Source organism: Saccharibacillus endophyticus, assembly GCF_013185185.1.
GTDB classification, from domain to species: Bacteria; Bacillota; Bacilli; order Paenibacillales; family Paenibacillaceae; genus Saccharibacillus; species Saccharibacillus endophyticus.
Genome location: NZ_JAAZWE010000006.1, coordinates 167,349 through 181,177, shown reverse-complemented (window position 1 = coordinate 181,177; position 13,829 = coordinate 167,349). Strand labels below are relative to the sequence as shown.

Here is a 13,829-nt window from a genome sequence, read left to right as displayed (position 1 = left end):
CTATGCGCTTGGCGATTCGCGCAGCGAGAGCCCCGCACTTGACCTGGCCCTCGGCGATTCGCAAAGCGGAGCCCATCTTTATAGTTCGCCTCCCAATCAGGCGAACCGAAGGGCAACGCCCGCCCCTGCACCTGCCCCTTTCAAAAGGGGCAGGTGCTTTTCTCTCTCGCTCTTTGCCCCCTTACCACAATGCGCGGACGGAGCGGAGGGGTGGAAGGAGCCGTAGGAAGCGCAGCGCTCGCCTTTGCATTCCGGTTTTTTACCACCAGTAAAGGTTTTGTTCCAATCGGGAAAAACCGGAATGCAACAGCGATCCGCAGGCCCTTCCACCCCGAAGCGTCACACCCCCCTCTGCGCAAAAAAACTAAATTTTCCGCCACATAATCCATGTCCCTGCCCCCGAATTTGAGGCATGATAGAACATAGAACATTCTGCCCAAGGAGCTGACCTTAACCATGAGTATCGAACAGTATCAAAACACATTCGTCCAGCAAGTTTTCGCCGATCGGATCGGCGGAGCAAACTACGGCAAGGACACCAACATTTATAAATTCGAAAAAATCAAACGCGCCAAAGCAGCAGCACGCCAAGCTTTCCCGGATGTCGAACTGATTGACATGGGCGTAGGCGAACCCGACGAAATGGCGGATGCAGGCATCGTGGCCAAGCTCGCCGAAGAAGCGGCAAAGCCTGAAAACCGCGGTTACGCGGACAACGGCATCCCGGAATTCAAAGCCGCTGCGGCTCAATACCTGGCAGACGTGTTCAAAGTCGAAGGCATTGACCCGACGACGGAAATCGTGCACTCGATCGGCTCCAAGCCGGCCCTCGCGATGCTGCCGTCCGTGTTCATCAACCCGGGCGACGTGGCAATCCTGACCGTTCCGGGTTACCCGGTTCTGGGCACGCACACCAAATACGTAGGCGGCGAAGTCTACAACGTGCAGCTGACCAAAGAAAACGACTTCCTGCCGGACCTGGACTCTATTCCGGCCGACATCGCCAAGCGTGCCAAGCTGCTGTACCTGAACTATCCAAATAACCCGACAGGCGCCAGCGCGACTCCCGAGTTCTTCGCTAAAGTTGTAGAGTGGGCAAAAGCCAACGAAGTCATCGTGGTACACGATGCTCCGTATGCCGCGCTGACTTATGACGGCCTGAAGCCGCTCAGCTTCCTGAGCACGCCGGGTGCGAAAGACGTGGGCATCGAGCTGCATTCCCTATCGAAGTCGTACAACATGACGGGTTGGAGAATCGGTTTTGTAGCCGGTAACCCGCTCATCGTCAAAGCGTTCAGCGACGTCAAAGACAATAACGATTCCGGCCAATTCATCGCGATTCAAAAAGCGGCCGCTTACGGCCTGGCCAATCCGTCGATCACGGAAAAAATCGCCGAGAAATATTCGCGTCGCCACGACATGCTCGTAGCCGCGTTGAACGAGTTGGGCTTCACGGCGACTAAGCCGAAAGGCTCGTTCTTCCTGTACGTACAGGCGCCTAAAGGCATCAAAGGCGGCGAAGCGTTCGGCAGCGGCGAAGCATTCTCGCAGTTCCTGATCCGCGAGAAATTGATCTCTACCGTACCTTGGGACGATGCAGGTTCGTTCGTGCGTTTCTCCGTGACGTTCGAAGCAAAAGGCGAAGAGCAAGAAAAACGCGTGATCGAAGAAATCAAGCGTCGCTTGAGCGATGTGGAATTCGAATTTTAATCGGCAACCGCCATTCATGTGAACGATTAAAAAGCCCGCTTCCGGATATTCCGGAAGCGGGCTTTTTTCTGTCGGGTTTATGCCGGCGGATCAGTCGATTTTGAAACGTTCGATCTCGTTTTGCAGCTGCTCGGCGAGCAGGGCAAGCGAAGCGGACGATTGTCCGATCTCTTCCATCGAAGCCAGCTGTTCTTCGGCCGCGGCGGCGATTTCGTGCGTGCCGGATTGGTTCGTTTCGGCTGCTTTGGCGATTTCGCGAACGGACTGAGCGACTTCTTCGGCATGGCCCGCGATTTCGCCGACCTGAGTATTCATGCCGTTCAGATCGTCGGACACTTCTTCCGAAGCCGTTTTGAGCTGACGCAGGTTGTCGGCGGTGCGTTCGGCCGTTTCCAATCCGCCGGTAACGGAGGATCGGATCTTGACGAAAGTTTCCAGCGAAGCTTGAATATCGGCCACGATATCCTGGATCAATCCTTCGATCGTTTTGGCCGAGTCGGCCGATTGCTGAGCAAGCTTTTTGACTTCGTTGGCAACGACGGTAAAGCCGAGACCGGCTTCGCCGGCGCGTGCCGCTTCGATGGAAGCGTTCAGCGCCAACAGGTTGGTCTGCGAAGCGATCTCGTCGATCGTATGCAAAATGCCCGTGATCGTCTGCGATTTATCCGACAGGCCGGAGATGACCTCGCCGCCTTCGCGGACGGAAACATCGATTTCGCGGATGCGGTCCAGCGTTTGGTCGACGAGCAGATCGCCTTCTTCGGCCATCTCGGCCGAGCTGCGGGAAGCTTGGGCCAAACGCTCCGAATTTTTGCGGAGCTCGGACAGCCATTCGAATATTTCGGCCAATCTGCGGGAGCTGTCCGCCACGCTGTCGCTTTGACGTTCGCTGGTCGCGGCGAACGCCTCGATCGATTCGGTGATTTGGCGGGTCGCTTTGCCGGTATGCTCGGCGCTGGCGCTCAGTTCTTCGGAAGACGCGGCCACGTCCGAGACGGAGCCCGTAATCGAACGGACCAGGCTGCCGAGCGAAGCGTTCATGCTTTGGAACGAAGCGGCCAACTGACCGATTTCGTCCCGACCCGAATCGGTTACCGTTCCGGTAAGATCGCCCGCGCTGATCGCTTCGGCGGCCCGGGATACGTTTTTAAGCCGACGCGCGATCGATCGGGTCAGCAGCCAAATGAACAGCCCGCCGGCGACCAGCGATACGGCCAAAACGATAATCAGGCGATAAAAGATCGGTTGGGCGGCTTCCTGAACCTCGTTTTCGTAATAGCTGCCGGCGATGATCCAGCCGCTGAGTTCGTTTTTTGCGTAAACAAGTACTTTCGGTTCGTCTTCGAATACGTAGTCGAACATGCCGTTAGCCGTTTGTTGTTCGGCGAGCCGCATAGAGACGGTATTGCTGGAACCGGCTTCGACGGTGGGGTGTGAAATATACGTGCCGTTTTCCGTCGTGATGAAGGCATACCCTTCTTTGCCGATATGCATCGTTTCCGTCGTTTGCAGCAAAGCGTCGATCGAAATATCAAGACCGATCACGCCGCTTCCGTCGTCCATGCGCTTGGCGATTGTAATTCCCGTTTTTCCGCTCGAAGCCGAAATGTAAGGCTCGGTTACGACGGCACGGTCCGGATTTTCCATGGCGAGGCTATACCAACTGCGCGTGCGGGGATCGTAGTCTGCGGGAAGGTCTACATAACTGGAAGCCGAACCGATGTACACGCCCGCTTCCGATCCGGCATAAGCCAAATCGACATCGTTTTGCGTCAGATCGTAATTTTCGAGCGGCGCGTTGACCGAGTTCGTTTTGAAGCCTCCGGTATCGAAATCTTCAGAGGTGACGATGGAGGCCAAATAATCAACCGCATCGACTTTTGCTTGAATATCGCGCGTAACGATCGCATTCATGGTCTGAACGCTAGACGTCGCATTGGAAGTCAATTCTTTGCTAAGCGCGCTTTTTGCCGATTCATAAGAAAGGATAGCGGAAACCAGAAGCGAGATAACAAGAATAGCCGTAAAGAAAATCAAAAGTTTGTTGCCTAAAGATAATGAAACACGCCTGTTTTTAAAAAAGTTCATTCTGTGTAATCTCCCCTCATTGCATAGATATCTTATATTTCGGCAGGTTTCGACTGAAATTCAAGCAAACGTTTTCGGAAAAAAGCCATGTCCAGAATCCTTATTTATGGGTCTTTCGGTTGATATGTTCGCGCAGACATAAAGATTGGGGATAAAAATAGAATTCAAAAAAACTATTGAATAAATACAACATTTAAATGTATAATTATGAATAAGGGAATAGGAGAGCGCAGTGTTATTTTATGATTCATGTGTAAAAGGTGCATATCGGTCAACTTCATTTCGTTTCTCCCATATGTAAAAAGGATCGACGAAATGAAATACAGGTGGTTGACAGGAGATAACCCTTCTGTCATAATTCATTGCAACAGAGGCGGAACTTGCGCCCAATGAATAGCACCTTTAATTCAGTCCCGTGAGACTGGCAAGGTAACGTGAACGACGATTCACCAAGAATGCGTCCGCCGAGAGCGGAACGATTTTTGGCGCTCTTCGTCGAATCAACATGTCGATTTCGACTCCTTGCCCGCCTGGGCAAGGAGTCTTTTTGCATACAGACGCAAAAGAAACCGACGTTCACGGGGCCGAAGGGTGACAAACCTTTTGCCTGAGGAGGCGCACACACATGAACGAAACACACGTCATTATGGATGAAGCCGCTATTCGCCGCGCACTGACCCGGATCGCCCACGAAATTTTGGAGAAAAACAAAGGCATCGAAGGCTGCGTGCTCGTCGGAATCAAAACGCGCGGAGTACCGCTGGCGCAGCGGATCGCCAAACGCATCTTTGAGATCGAAGGAACGCCAGTCGCTTGCGGGGAGATCGACATCAGCTCGTATCGCGACGATCGTCAGAAGAGCGAGGCTACGATCAACTGCCAGGAACTGTTCGGCGAATCCCAAGTCTCCATAGAAGGAAAAACCGTGATCCTGTTCGACGACGTGCTCTACACCGGCCGCACGATCCGCGCCGCGATGGACGCCCTGATGGACTGCGGAAGACCGCAAATGATCCAACTCGCCGTGCTCGCCGACCGCGGACACCGCGAACTGCCGATCCGCGCCGACTACGTAGGGAAAAACGTGCCGACCTCGCGCACCGAAGAAATCGAAGTCTTTTTGACCGAGATTGACGATAACGAAGAAGTGCGCATCAGCAGCCGCCGGGAGGTGTTGGTATGATCGCCTACCGCTCCTCGCTTCGCGAACGCGAACTGCTCGGACTCAAAGACTTGAGCGCCTCCGAGCTTGACTCGATCCTGCTGAGAGCCGCTTACTGGGAAAGTCACACGGAAAAAAGAGCGCCGATCCTGGAAGACCGCTTTATCGCCAACATGTTTTTCGAAAACAGCACGCGGACAAGATTCTCGTTCGAAATGGCGCAAAAGCGTCTGGGCACGCAGGTGCTGAACTTCGCGGCCGCCGCTTCCAGCATGGAAAAAGGCGAGTCGATCTACGACACGGTACGCACGCTGGAAAGCATGGGCATCGACGCGGGCGTCATTCGCTTGAAGCCGATCGGCGTGCTGGAAGAACTGGCGAAGCATGTGCGAGTGCCGCTGATCAATGCCGGGGACGGCAACAACGAGCACCCGACGCAAGCGCTGCTGGACGTGTACACGATGCGCAAACAGTTCGGCGAGATTCGCGGCCTGACCGTTTCCATCATCGGAGACGTGAAGCACAGCCGGGTGGCGCGCTCCAATCTGTGGGCGCTGCGGACGCTGGGTGCTACGGTTAAATTCTGCGCGCCGGACAGCATGAGAGCGCCGGAGCTGGAAGCTTACGCACCGTATGTGACGATGGAAGAAGCGCTGAATGCGGATGTGGTCATGATGCTGAGAGCACAGCTCGAACGTCACGGCGAAGGCATCCTGAAGTCGAAAAGCGAATATCGCGCCCAGTATGGATTGACGGTGGATCGGGCGAAAACGATGAAGTCGCACGCGATCATCATGCACCCGGCTCCGGTCAATCGCGATGTCGAAATCGACGGGGATTTGGTCGAAGCGCCGAACTCGAAGATTTTCTCGCAAATGAGCAACGGCGTGCCGATTCGCATGGCGGTCGTCGAACGGGCATTGAGATAATCCGTCAAGCTGCCAGGCATGGATAACGAATGGCGGGAAGCCTGAATAAGCGCGAAAGCGAAACGAGAATGGAACCGGAGGGATTTGGATTATGATGAACTACTCGAACGTGGACGTGTGGATTCAAAACGCAAGCGTACTAAGCGAAGACGGACAACTGCAGCGGAGCGACGTTCTGATTCAGGACGGCAAGGTGCTGGCGATTCTGTCTTCCGGCTGGTATCAATCGGCGGATGACCGGATGATCGAGAATGTAAATGAAGGAATGATCGTGTACGACGCACAAGGCAAGCTGGCAACGCCGGGTCTGATCGACATGCACGTACATTTGCGCGAACCGGGCTTCGAACATAAAGAAACCATCGAGAGCGGCGCGCGTTCGGCGGCGCAAGGCGGATTCACGACCATCGCCTGCATGCCGAACACGAAGCCGGTCACGGACAACCCGGAGACGGTCAAGCTGGTACTGGACAAAGCCAAAGAAGCCAGCCTCGTCAACGTGCTGCCTTACGCGGCGATCACCAAGAACGAGCAGGGTCAGGAACTGACCGACTTCGAAGCGCTGAAAGCGGCAGGGGCGATCGGCTTCACGGACGACGGCGTAGGCGTGCAGAACGCGCAGATGATGAAGGACGCCATGACCCGTGCCGCCGCGATCGGCATGCCGGTCATCGCGCACTGCGAAGACGATTCGTTGGTCAAAGGGCTATACGTATCGGAAGGCAGCTTCTCGAAAAAACACGGCATCAAGGGTATCCCGAACGAGTCCGAAGCGATTCATGTCGGACGCGACGTCCTGCTGGCCGAAGCGACAGGCGCGCACTACCATGTCTGCCACGTCAGCACCGAGCAGTCTATTCGATTGATCCGCCTGGCGAAGTCGATTGGGGTCAAGGTAACCGCAGAAATTTGTCCGCACCACCTGGTGCTGTCGGACGAAGACATTCCGGGCATGGACACGAACTGGAAAATGAATCCGCCGCTGCGCACGCCGCGCGACGTTGCAGCTTGCATCGAAGCGCTGGAAGACGGCACGATCGACATCATCGTTACCGACCATGCGCCGCACAGCGCGGAAGAAAAAGCAAAAGGCATGGAGCTCGCACCTTTCGGGATCGTCGGTTTCGAAACGGCCTTCCCGCTTCTGTATACCGAATTCGTCAAAACCGGACGCTGGACGCTCGACTTCCTGGTCCGCCGGATGACGCAAGATCCTGCGCGGGTGTTCGGTCTGGAATCCGGCAAACTGGAAGTCGGTGCCGTCGCCGATATCGCGATCATCGACCTGGAGCTTGAAAAAACGGTCGATCCGGAAACCTTTGCCACCAAAGGGCGCAACACGCCGTTCACGGGCCGTACGCTCTTCGGTTGGCCGGTCATGACGCTCTTGGCCGGCCGCCCCGTCTACGGAGCAGAGCTGGGTCAAAACGTGAATGCTTAACATGGACGCAAACCGCACGGTCAGGCCTTAACAGCCTGACCGTGCAAGCAAGTCCGGCAACTCGGAAAAGGCCTTCACCATCTAACCTTTTTCGCATCATCACCTTACAACGACTACCCGAAGAAATTCTTCTTCTATATAAAAGCAACTGCAAGCTCACCCGAACCGTCGAGAAGTTTGAGCATCAAACTTCAATGACGCTTTCCAAATCAATCTTTCCAGTCTTTAAGCTCTTCCGCTTTTAAGAAAGTAGCTTCACCCACCAACAGGAGCGGAGGGCTGAAGAGGAGCTGAAGAAGCGTAGCGCTCGCCTTTGAAATCCGTTTTTCTCCCACCAGTTATGTCTTATTCCAATCAGAGAAAAACGGATTTCAACAGCGATCGAAAGCCCTCTTCAGCCCGCAGCGTCCCGTCTCCCATCCCCGCCAAACTTAAGGAGGACTCATATCCATGCAGGCAAAACTTCTGCTCGAAGACGGCACCCTTTTCACAGGTCGCTCGTTCGGCGCTCAAGGCAATACGACCGGCGAGGTCGTGTTCAATACAGGGATTACAGGCTACCAGGAAGTGCTGTCCGATCCGTCGTACTGCAACCAGATCGTGACGATGACCTACCCGCTGATCGGCAACTACGGCATCACCCGCGACGATTTCGAATCGGTCCGTCCGTTCGTGAACGGCTTCGTGGTGCGGCGCTACGAGCCGGTGCCGAGCAACTGGCGCGCCGAGTATACGCTGGATGAGCTGCTCAAGGAGCACGGAATTGTCGGCATCAGCGATATCGATACCCGCATGCTGACCCGCATTCTGCGCAACCACGGCACGATGCGCGGCATTTTGACTGCAGGAGAGCATTCGGTCGAAGAGCTGAAGGAAATGCTGCAGGCTTCCGCACTGGTGAATGATCAAGTCAAACGAACATCGACGCCGAACGTATATAACAGTCCGGGGCACGGCGAGCGTATCGTGCTGATCGATTACGGCGCAAAAAGCGGCATCGTCCGCGAACTGAGCGCCCGCGGATGCGACATCGTGGTCGTTCCGCAGGATATCACGGCCGAGCAGGTCCGCCGCCTCAACCCGGACGGCATCCAATTATCCAACGGCCCCGGGGATCCGAAAGACGTGCCGCACGCGGTGGAGACGATCAAGGAACTGCTGGGCGAATACCCGATCTTCGGCATCTGTCTCGGACACCAACTGCTGGCACTGGCCGGCGGAGCGGATACCGAGAAGCTGAAATTCGGACATCGCGGCGGCAACCATCCGGTCAAGGAACTGGCGACGGGCCGCTGCTACATCACGTCGCAAAACCACGGCTACACCGTCAAAGAAGATTCGCTGGCGGGTACCGACTTCGAAGTGACGCATATCAATAATAACGACAAGACCATCGAGGGAGTGCGCCATACGAAATTCCCGGCCTTCTCCGTGCAGTATCATCCGGAAGCCGCGCCCGGGCCTTCCGACAACAGCTACCTGTTCGACCGCTTCATCGAAATGATCCGCGAGCACAAAAAAAGCAGTCCGAAACAGCCGCGCCAAGCCGTAATGATGGCCGCCATGAGAGGAGCACGTTAATATGCCGAAAAACGATAAACTCAAAAAAATCCTGGTGATCGGTTCCGGTCCGATCGTTATCGGTCAAGCTGCCGAATTCGACTATGCCGGAACGCAAGCGTGCCAAGCTCTGAAAGAAGAAGGCATCGAGGTTATTTTGATCAACAGCAACCCGGCGACGATCATGACCGATACGAACATGGCGGACAAAGTCTATATCGAACCGATTACACTGGAGTTCGTGACTCAGATCATTCGTCACGAACGTCCCGACGGCCTGCTGCCGACGCTCGGCGGACAAACCGGTCTGAACATGGCGGTCGAACTGGCACGTGCAGGCGTGCTGGAAAGCGAGAACGTCAAGCTTCTCGGTACGCAGCTGCACTCGATCGAAAAAGCCGAAGACCGCGACCTGTTCCGCGAACTGATGCGTGAACTTGAACAACCGGTACCGGATAGCGTGATCGTAACAACGCTTCAAGAATCGCTTGATTTCGCCAACGAGATCGGCTATCCGATCATCGTTCGCCCGGCTTACACGCTGGGGGGAACAGGCGGCGGCATCTGCGCGAACGAAGAGGAACTGCGCGATATCGTGGCTTCCGGCCTGCGCTACAGCCCGATCGGACAATGTCTGGTCGAACGCAGCATCGCAGGCATGAAAGAAGTCGAATACGAAGTGATGCGCGACGCGAACGATAACTGTATCGTCGTGTGCAACATGGAAAACTTCGATCCGGTCGGCGTACATACCGGCGACAGCATCGTCGTCGCGCCGAGCCAGACTTTGTCCGACCGCGAATATCAAATGCTGCGCTCCGCGTCGCTCAAAATCATCCGCGCGCTGAACATCGAAGGCGGCTGCAACGTGCAGTTCGCGCTCGACCCGCACAGTTTCCAATACTACGTCATCGAAGTTAACCCGCGCGTCAGCCGTTCGTCGGCGCTGGCTTCCAAAGCGACAGGATACCCGATCGCGAAAATGGCAGCCAAGATCGCAATGGGTTACACCCTGGACGAGATCGTCAACCCGGTTACGGGGCAGACTTATGCTTGCTTCGAGCCGACGCTGGACTACATCGTATCGAAAATCCCGCGCTGGCCGTTCGACAAGTTCACCCGCGCCAACCGCAAGCTGGGCACGCAGATGAAAGCGACCGGCGAAGTCATGGCGATCGGACGCACGTTCGAAGAGTCGATTCACAAAGCGGTTCGTTCGCTGGAGATCGGCACGCATCGACTGCTGCTCAAAGGCGCGAACGAACTGTCCCGGGAAGATCTGGATTACCGCTTGGCGAAGCCGGACGACGAGCGCATGTTCCTGGTCGCCGAAGCGTTCCGCCGCGGCTACGCGCTGGAAAGCATTCAGGACCTGACCAAGATCGACTGGTGGTTCCTCGACAAGATCGAACGCATCGTCGTGTTCGAAACGGTGCTGGCCGAGACGGACGATCTGAACGACGAACTGCTGTACGAAGCGAAAAGAATGGGCTTTACCGACCGCGCGATCGCCGAGCTGCGCGCTCCGGGACGCGAAGGCGGCAAGCTGACGAAGGAAGCCGACATTCGCGCGTACCGCAAAGAAATCGGTCTGGTCCCGGTCTACAAAATGGTCGATACGTGCGCGGCCGAATTCGAATCGGAAACGCCGTACTACTACTCGACTTACGAGCAGGAAAACGAAGTGACGCAAACAGACAAAAAGAAAATTATCGTATTGGGCTCCGGTCCGATCCGTATCGGTCAAGGCATCGAATTCGATTACTCGACGGTGCACGCCGTATGGGCGATTCGCAAAGCGGGCTACGAAGCGGTCATCATCAACAATAACCCGGAGACGGTATCGACCGACTTCAATACCTCCGACCGCCTGTACTTTGAGCCGCTGTTCTTCGAAGACGTGATGAACGTGATCGAGCAGGAGCAGCCGATCGGCGTGATCGTGCAGTTCGGCGGCCAAACGGCAATCAATCTGGCGAAGCCGCTGCAAGACGCCGGCGTGACGATCCTCGGAACGCCGCTCGACAGCATCGACGAAGCCGAAGACCGGAAGCGTTTCGAAGCGCTGCTGTCGCGTCTGAACATTGCGCAGCCAAAAGGCAAAACGGTGACTTCGGTCGATCAGGCCGTGGAGACGGCGCAAGGACTGGGTTATCCCGTGCTGGTGCGTCCGTCGTACGTACTGGGCGGCCGGGCAATGGAGATCGTCTACTCCGACGAAGATCTGCTGAGCTACATGCAGGAAGCGGTAGACATCAATCCGGAGCATCCGGTTCTGATCGACCGTTACATGCTGGGTAAGGAAGTCGAAGTCGACGCGATTTGCGACGGCGATACGGTTCTTGTACCGGGCATCATGGAGCATATCGAACGCGCAGGCGTTCACTCCGGCGACTCGATCGCGGTCTACCCGCCGCAGCATCTGTCGCAGGATCTGAAGGATAAAGTCGTGGACATTACGATCCGCATCGCCAAAGAACTGAAAACGATCGGCTTGGTCAACATCCAGTTCGTCATCTTCCAAGACGAGGTCTACGTGATCGAAGTCAATCCGCGCTCGTCGCGTACGGTTCCGTTCCTGAGCAAGGTAACGGACATCCCGATGGCGAATCTGGCCACTCAAGCGATTCTCGGCGTGAAGCTGGCGGATCTGAACTATACAGAAGGACTATGGCCGGAAAGCAAGCAGGTCGCGGTCAAAGTTCCGGTGTTCTCGTTCGCGAAGCTGCGCCGCGTCGAGCCTACGCTCGGTCCGGAAATGAAATCGACAGGCGAGGTCATGGGCCGCGACAAGCATTACGCCAAAGCCCTGTACAAAGGTCTCGTCGGCGCGGGCATGAAGATTCCTTCCACGGGTTCGATCATCGTAACCGTGGCCGACAAGGACAAAGAAGAAGCGGTGAAGCTGATGCAGGGGTTCTATACCCTCGGCTACTCGCTCATGGCAACAGGCGGAACGGCCAAAGCGCTTGAAGAAGCGGGCATTCCGGTCACTCGCGTCAACAAGCTGAGCGAAGGCGAACCGAATATTCTGGACAAGATCCGTAACGGCGAAGCGAACTTCGTATTCAGCACCTTGACTAAGGGCAAAACGCCGGTACGCGACGGATTCCGAATCCGCCGCGAAGCGGTCGAAAACGGGGTTGTCTGCATGACCTCGCTGGATACGGTAGCCGCGCTGCTCGACATGCTGGAAACGGTGAGCTTCACTTCCCGTGCCATGCCGGTGAGCGCGCAGCCTCAATAAATCACATATTCGAACGGCTTTCCCGGCAGCAGCGGGCGGGCGCGATCGAACGGAAGGCGCCGTGCAGAATTCTGCGGGCGCCTCTCCTGTGCGCCCGGTCGGCGGGATTTTCAAATTCACATACGGAGGAAATGTATGACTTCGATCATTAATGAACAACTGGCACGGCGGCTGATGGTCGCGCTCGATTACCCGGATGATGTTTCGGCGCGGGAAATGATTCGCAAGCTGGAAGGCATTCCTTGTTATATGAAGGTCGGCATGCAGCTTTTTTATCAGGCAGGACCTAAATTCGTGGAGGAACTGAAGTCGCTCGGCTACTCGGTCTTTCTCGATCTGAAAATGCACGATATTCCCAATACGGTAAAAAGCGGCGCGAACAGCATTACGAAGTTGGGCGTCGATATGTTCAACGTCCATGCCGCAGGCGGATCGGCGATGATGTCGGCAGCTATGCGAGGCGTGGAAGAGGCGCTTGCCGCAGATCCTTCGCTGAATCGTCCATGGGTGATCGCGGTAACGCAGCTGACCAGTACGAACCAATTGACCATGAACGAAGAAATCGGTATTCCGGGAAGCGTGGAAGATGCCGTGATTCGTTATGCGAAACTGACTGCTGCAGCAGGATTGGACGGCGTTGTAGCCAGCCCGCTCGAAGCGGAAGGGATCAAAGCCGCTTGCGGAGCGGATTTCCTGACCGTAACGCCGGGTATTCGGCCTGCGGGCAGCGCGGCCGACGACCAATCGCGCACCAAAACGCCGGGCCAAGCGATCAACGGGGGATGCGATTATATCGTAGTCGGACGGCCGATCACGGCAGCGGCAGACCCGAGAGCGGCGGCGCTTCAGATCTTGGCGGAGATGGGCAACGGACAAGCGTAAACCAATTCGAAATTCTGGAGGAACATCAATATGACGACACAAACTACGATCGAAGCTAAAATTGCAGCAGACCTGCTGAATATCGGTGCGGTAGCTTTGCGGCCGGACGAGCCTTTTACCTGGACATCGGGCATTAAATCTCCCATTTACTGCGATAATCGCCTGACGATGGCTTACCCGGAAGTGCGCGATCGGATTGCCGAAGGTTTTGCGGAGTTGATCCGTACCCGGTACCCGGATGCGGAAGTGATTGCGGGAACCGCGACAGCAGGTATTCCGCATGCGGCTTGGGTCGCTCAGAAACTCAATCTGCCTATGGCTTATATTCGCGACAAAGCCAAAGGGCACGGCAAACAGAATCAAATCGAAGGTCTGATCAAAGAAGGGCAAAAGGTCGTCGTGATCGAAGACCTGATCTCTACAGGCGGCAGTTCGCTTAAAGCAGCTCTGGCCGTGCGCGAAGCGGGAGCGGAGCCTCTGGCCGTGCTTGCGATCTTCAGCTACCAGTTGGATCGCGCGATTCAAGTCTTTGCCGAGGCCGATGTTCCGCTTGCCACATTGTCCAACTACACAGCGCTTATGCAGACGGCGTTGGAACTGGGAACGATTCAGGAAAGCCAGGTCGAATTGTTGAAATCATGGCGCGAAGATCCGTCGGCTTTCGGCAAATAAACGCGTATCATAGATAACGGTACAGAGTAAGCCGGAATTCCAGAGCGGAATTCCGGCTTTTTGCTTTCCGACCGGCTTCGTCTCTGGACGGCATGCGCGCAATGAAGTAAGCTGATTTTAAACAATCATTCGATGCGC

General features: G+C 55.8%; 9 protein-coding genes. 8 read left to right on the top strand and 1 reads right to left on the bottom strand.

Translation table 11 applies throughout. The annotated features are described in order from the left end of the window. The first annotated feature begins 456 nt into the window (after window positions 1-456). Window positions 457-1,710, top strand: coding sequence for an LL-diaminopimelate aminotransferase (locus HRQ63_RS20630; RefSeq protein ID WP_172247062.1), 1,254 nt, complete (start codon window positions 457-459; stop codon window positions 1,708-1,710). Window positions 1,711-1,800: 90 nt separating this feature from the next. On the opposite strand, the gene HRQ63_RS20625 is transcribed toward HRQ63_RS20630, so the two are convergent. Next, window positions 1,801-3,798: a methyl-accepting chemotaxis protein gene (locus HRQ63_RS20625; protein ID WP_268239431.1), complete on the bottom strand. Its 1,998-nt coding sequence runs from the start codon at window positions 3,796-3,798 to the stop codon at window positions 1,801-1,803. A 625-nt stretch (window positions 3,799-4,423) separates the two neighbouring features. On the opposite strand from HRQ63_RS20625, the gene pyrR reads away from it, so the two are divergent. The 7 genes from pyrR to pyrE all read left to right on the top strand — a co-directional run bounded on the left by pyrR (window position 4,424) and on the right by pyrE (window position 13,691). Continuing rightward, window positions 4,424-4,981, top strand: coding sequence for a bifunctional pyr operon transcriptional regulator/uracil phosphoribosyltransferase PyrR (pyrR, locus tag HRQ63_RS20620; RefSeq protein ID WP_172247060.1), 558 nt, complete (start codon window positions 4,424-4,426; stop codon window positions 4,979-4,981). After that, the gene (locus tag HRQ63_RS20615; protein WP_172247059.1) at window positions 4,978-5,889 is read left to right on the top strand and encodes an aspartate carbamoyltransferase catalytic subunit; all 912 of its coding nucleotides are present in this window, start codon (window positions 4,978-4,980) and stop codon (window positions 5,887-5,889) included. The genes pyrR and HRQ63_RS20615 overlap by 4 nt, the downstream gene beginning before the upstream one ends. A gap of 91 nt (window positions 5,890-5,980) precedes the next feature. Beyond that, a complete protein-coding gene (locus HRQ63_RS20610) occupies window positions 5,981-7,330 on the top strand; it encodes a dihydroorotase (protein WP_172247058.1) in 1,350 nt (449 codons plus the stop codon). Window positions 7,331-7,780: 450 nt separating this feature from the next. Beyond that, on the top strand, window positions 7,781-8,911 hold the full coding sequence (gene carA / locus HRQ63_RS20605) for a glutamine-hydrolyzing carbamoyl-phosphate synthase small subunit (protein WP_172247057.1): 1,131 nt from the start codon (window positions 7,781-7,783) through the stop codon (window positions 8,909-8,911). Window position 8,912: 1 nt separating this feature from the next. Continuing rightward, a complete protein-coding gene (carB, locus tag HRQ63_RS20600; protein WP_172247056.1) occupies window positions 8,913-12,137 on the top strand; it encodes a carbamoyl-phosphate synthase large subunit in 3,225 nt (1,074 codons plus the stop codon). Window positions 12,138-12,272: 135 nt separating this feature from the next. Then, entirely contained in the window at window positions 12,273-13,019 is a 747-nt protein-coding gene (gene pyrF, locus HRQ63_RS20595) for an orotidine-5'-phosphate decarboxylase (protein ID WP_280529324.1), read from the top strand. 30 nt (window positions 13,020-13,049) lie between these two features. Beyond that, window positions 13,050-13,691 (top strand): orotate phosphoribosyltransferase, encoded by a 642-nt coding sequence (pyrE, locus tag HRQ63_RS20590; RefSeq protein ID WP_172247055.1) that lies wholly within the window; start codon window positions 13,050-13,052, stop codon window positions 13,689-13,691. Window positions 13,692-13,829 lie beyond the last annotated feature (138 nt).

What these genes read in the sequence shown, in the direction of transcription:
- pyrF (WP_280529324.1), top strand. Translation starts at nt 12,273, where the DNA reads ATGACTTCGATCATTAATGAACAACTGGCACGGCGGCTGATGGTCGCG.
- carA (WP_172247057.1), top strand. Translation starts at nt 7,781, where the DNA reads ATGCAGGCAAAACTTCTGCTCGAAGACGGCACCCTTTTCACAGGTCGC.
- HRQ63_RS20610 (WP_172247058.1), top strand. Translation starts at nt 5,981, where the DNA reads ATGATGAACTACTCGAACGTGGACGTGTGGATTCAAAACGCAAGCGTA.
- pyrE (WP_172247055.1), top strand. Translation starts at nt 13,050, where the DNA reads ATGACGACACAAACTACGATCGAAGCTAAAATTGCAGCAGACCTGCTG.
- carB (WP_172247056.1), top strand. Translation starts at nt 8,913, where the DNA reads ATGCCGAAAAACGATAAACTCAAAAAAATCCTGGTGATCGGTTCCGGT.
- HRQ63_RS20630 (WP_172247062.1), top strand. Translation starts at nt 457, where the DNA reads ATGAGTATCGAACAGTATCAAAACACATTCGTCCAGCAAGTTTTCGCC.
- HRQ63_RS20615 (WP_172247059.1), top strand. Translation starts at nt 4,978, where the DNA reads ATGATCGCCTACCGCTCCTCGCTTCGCGAACGCGAACTGCTCGGACTC.
- pyrR (WP_172247060.1), top strand. Translation starts at nt 4,424, where the DNA reads ATGAACGAAACACACGTCATTATGGATGAAGCCGCTATTCGCCGCGCA.
- HRQ63_RS20625 (WP_268239431.1), bottom strand. Translation starts at nt 3,798, where the DNA reads ATGAACTTTTTTAAAAACAGGCGTGTTTCATTATCTTTAGGCAACAAA.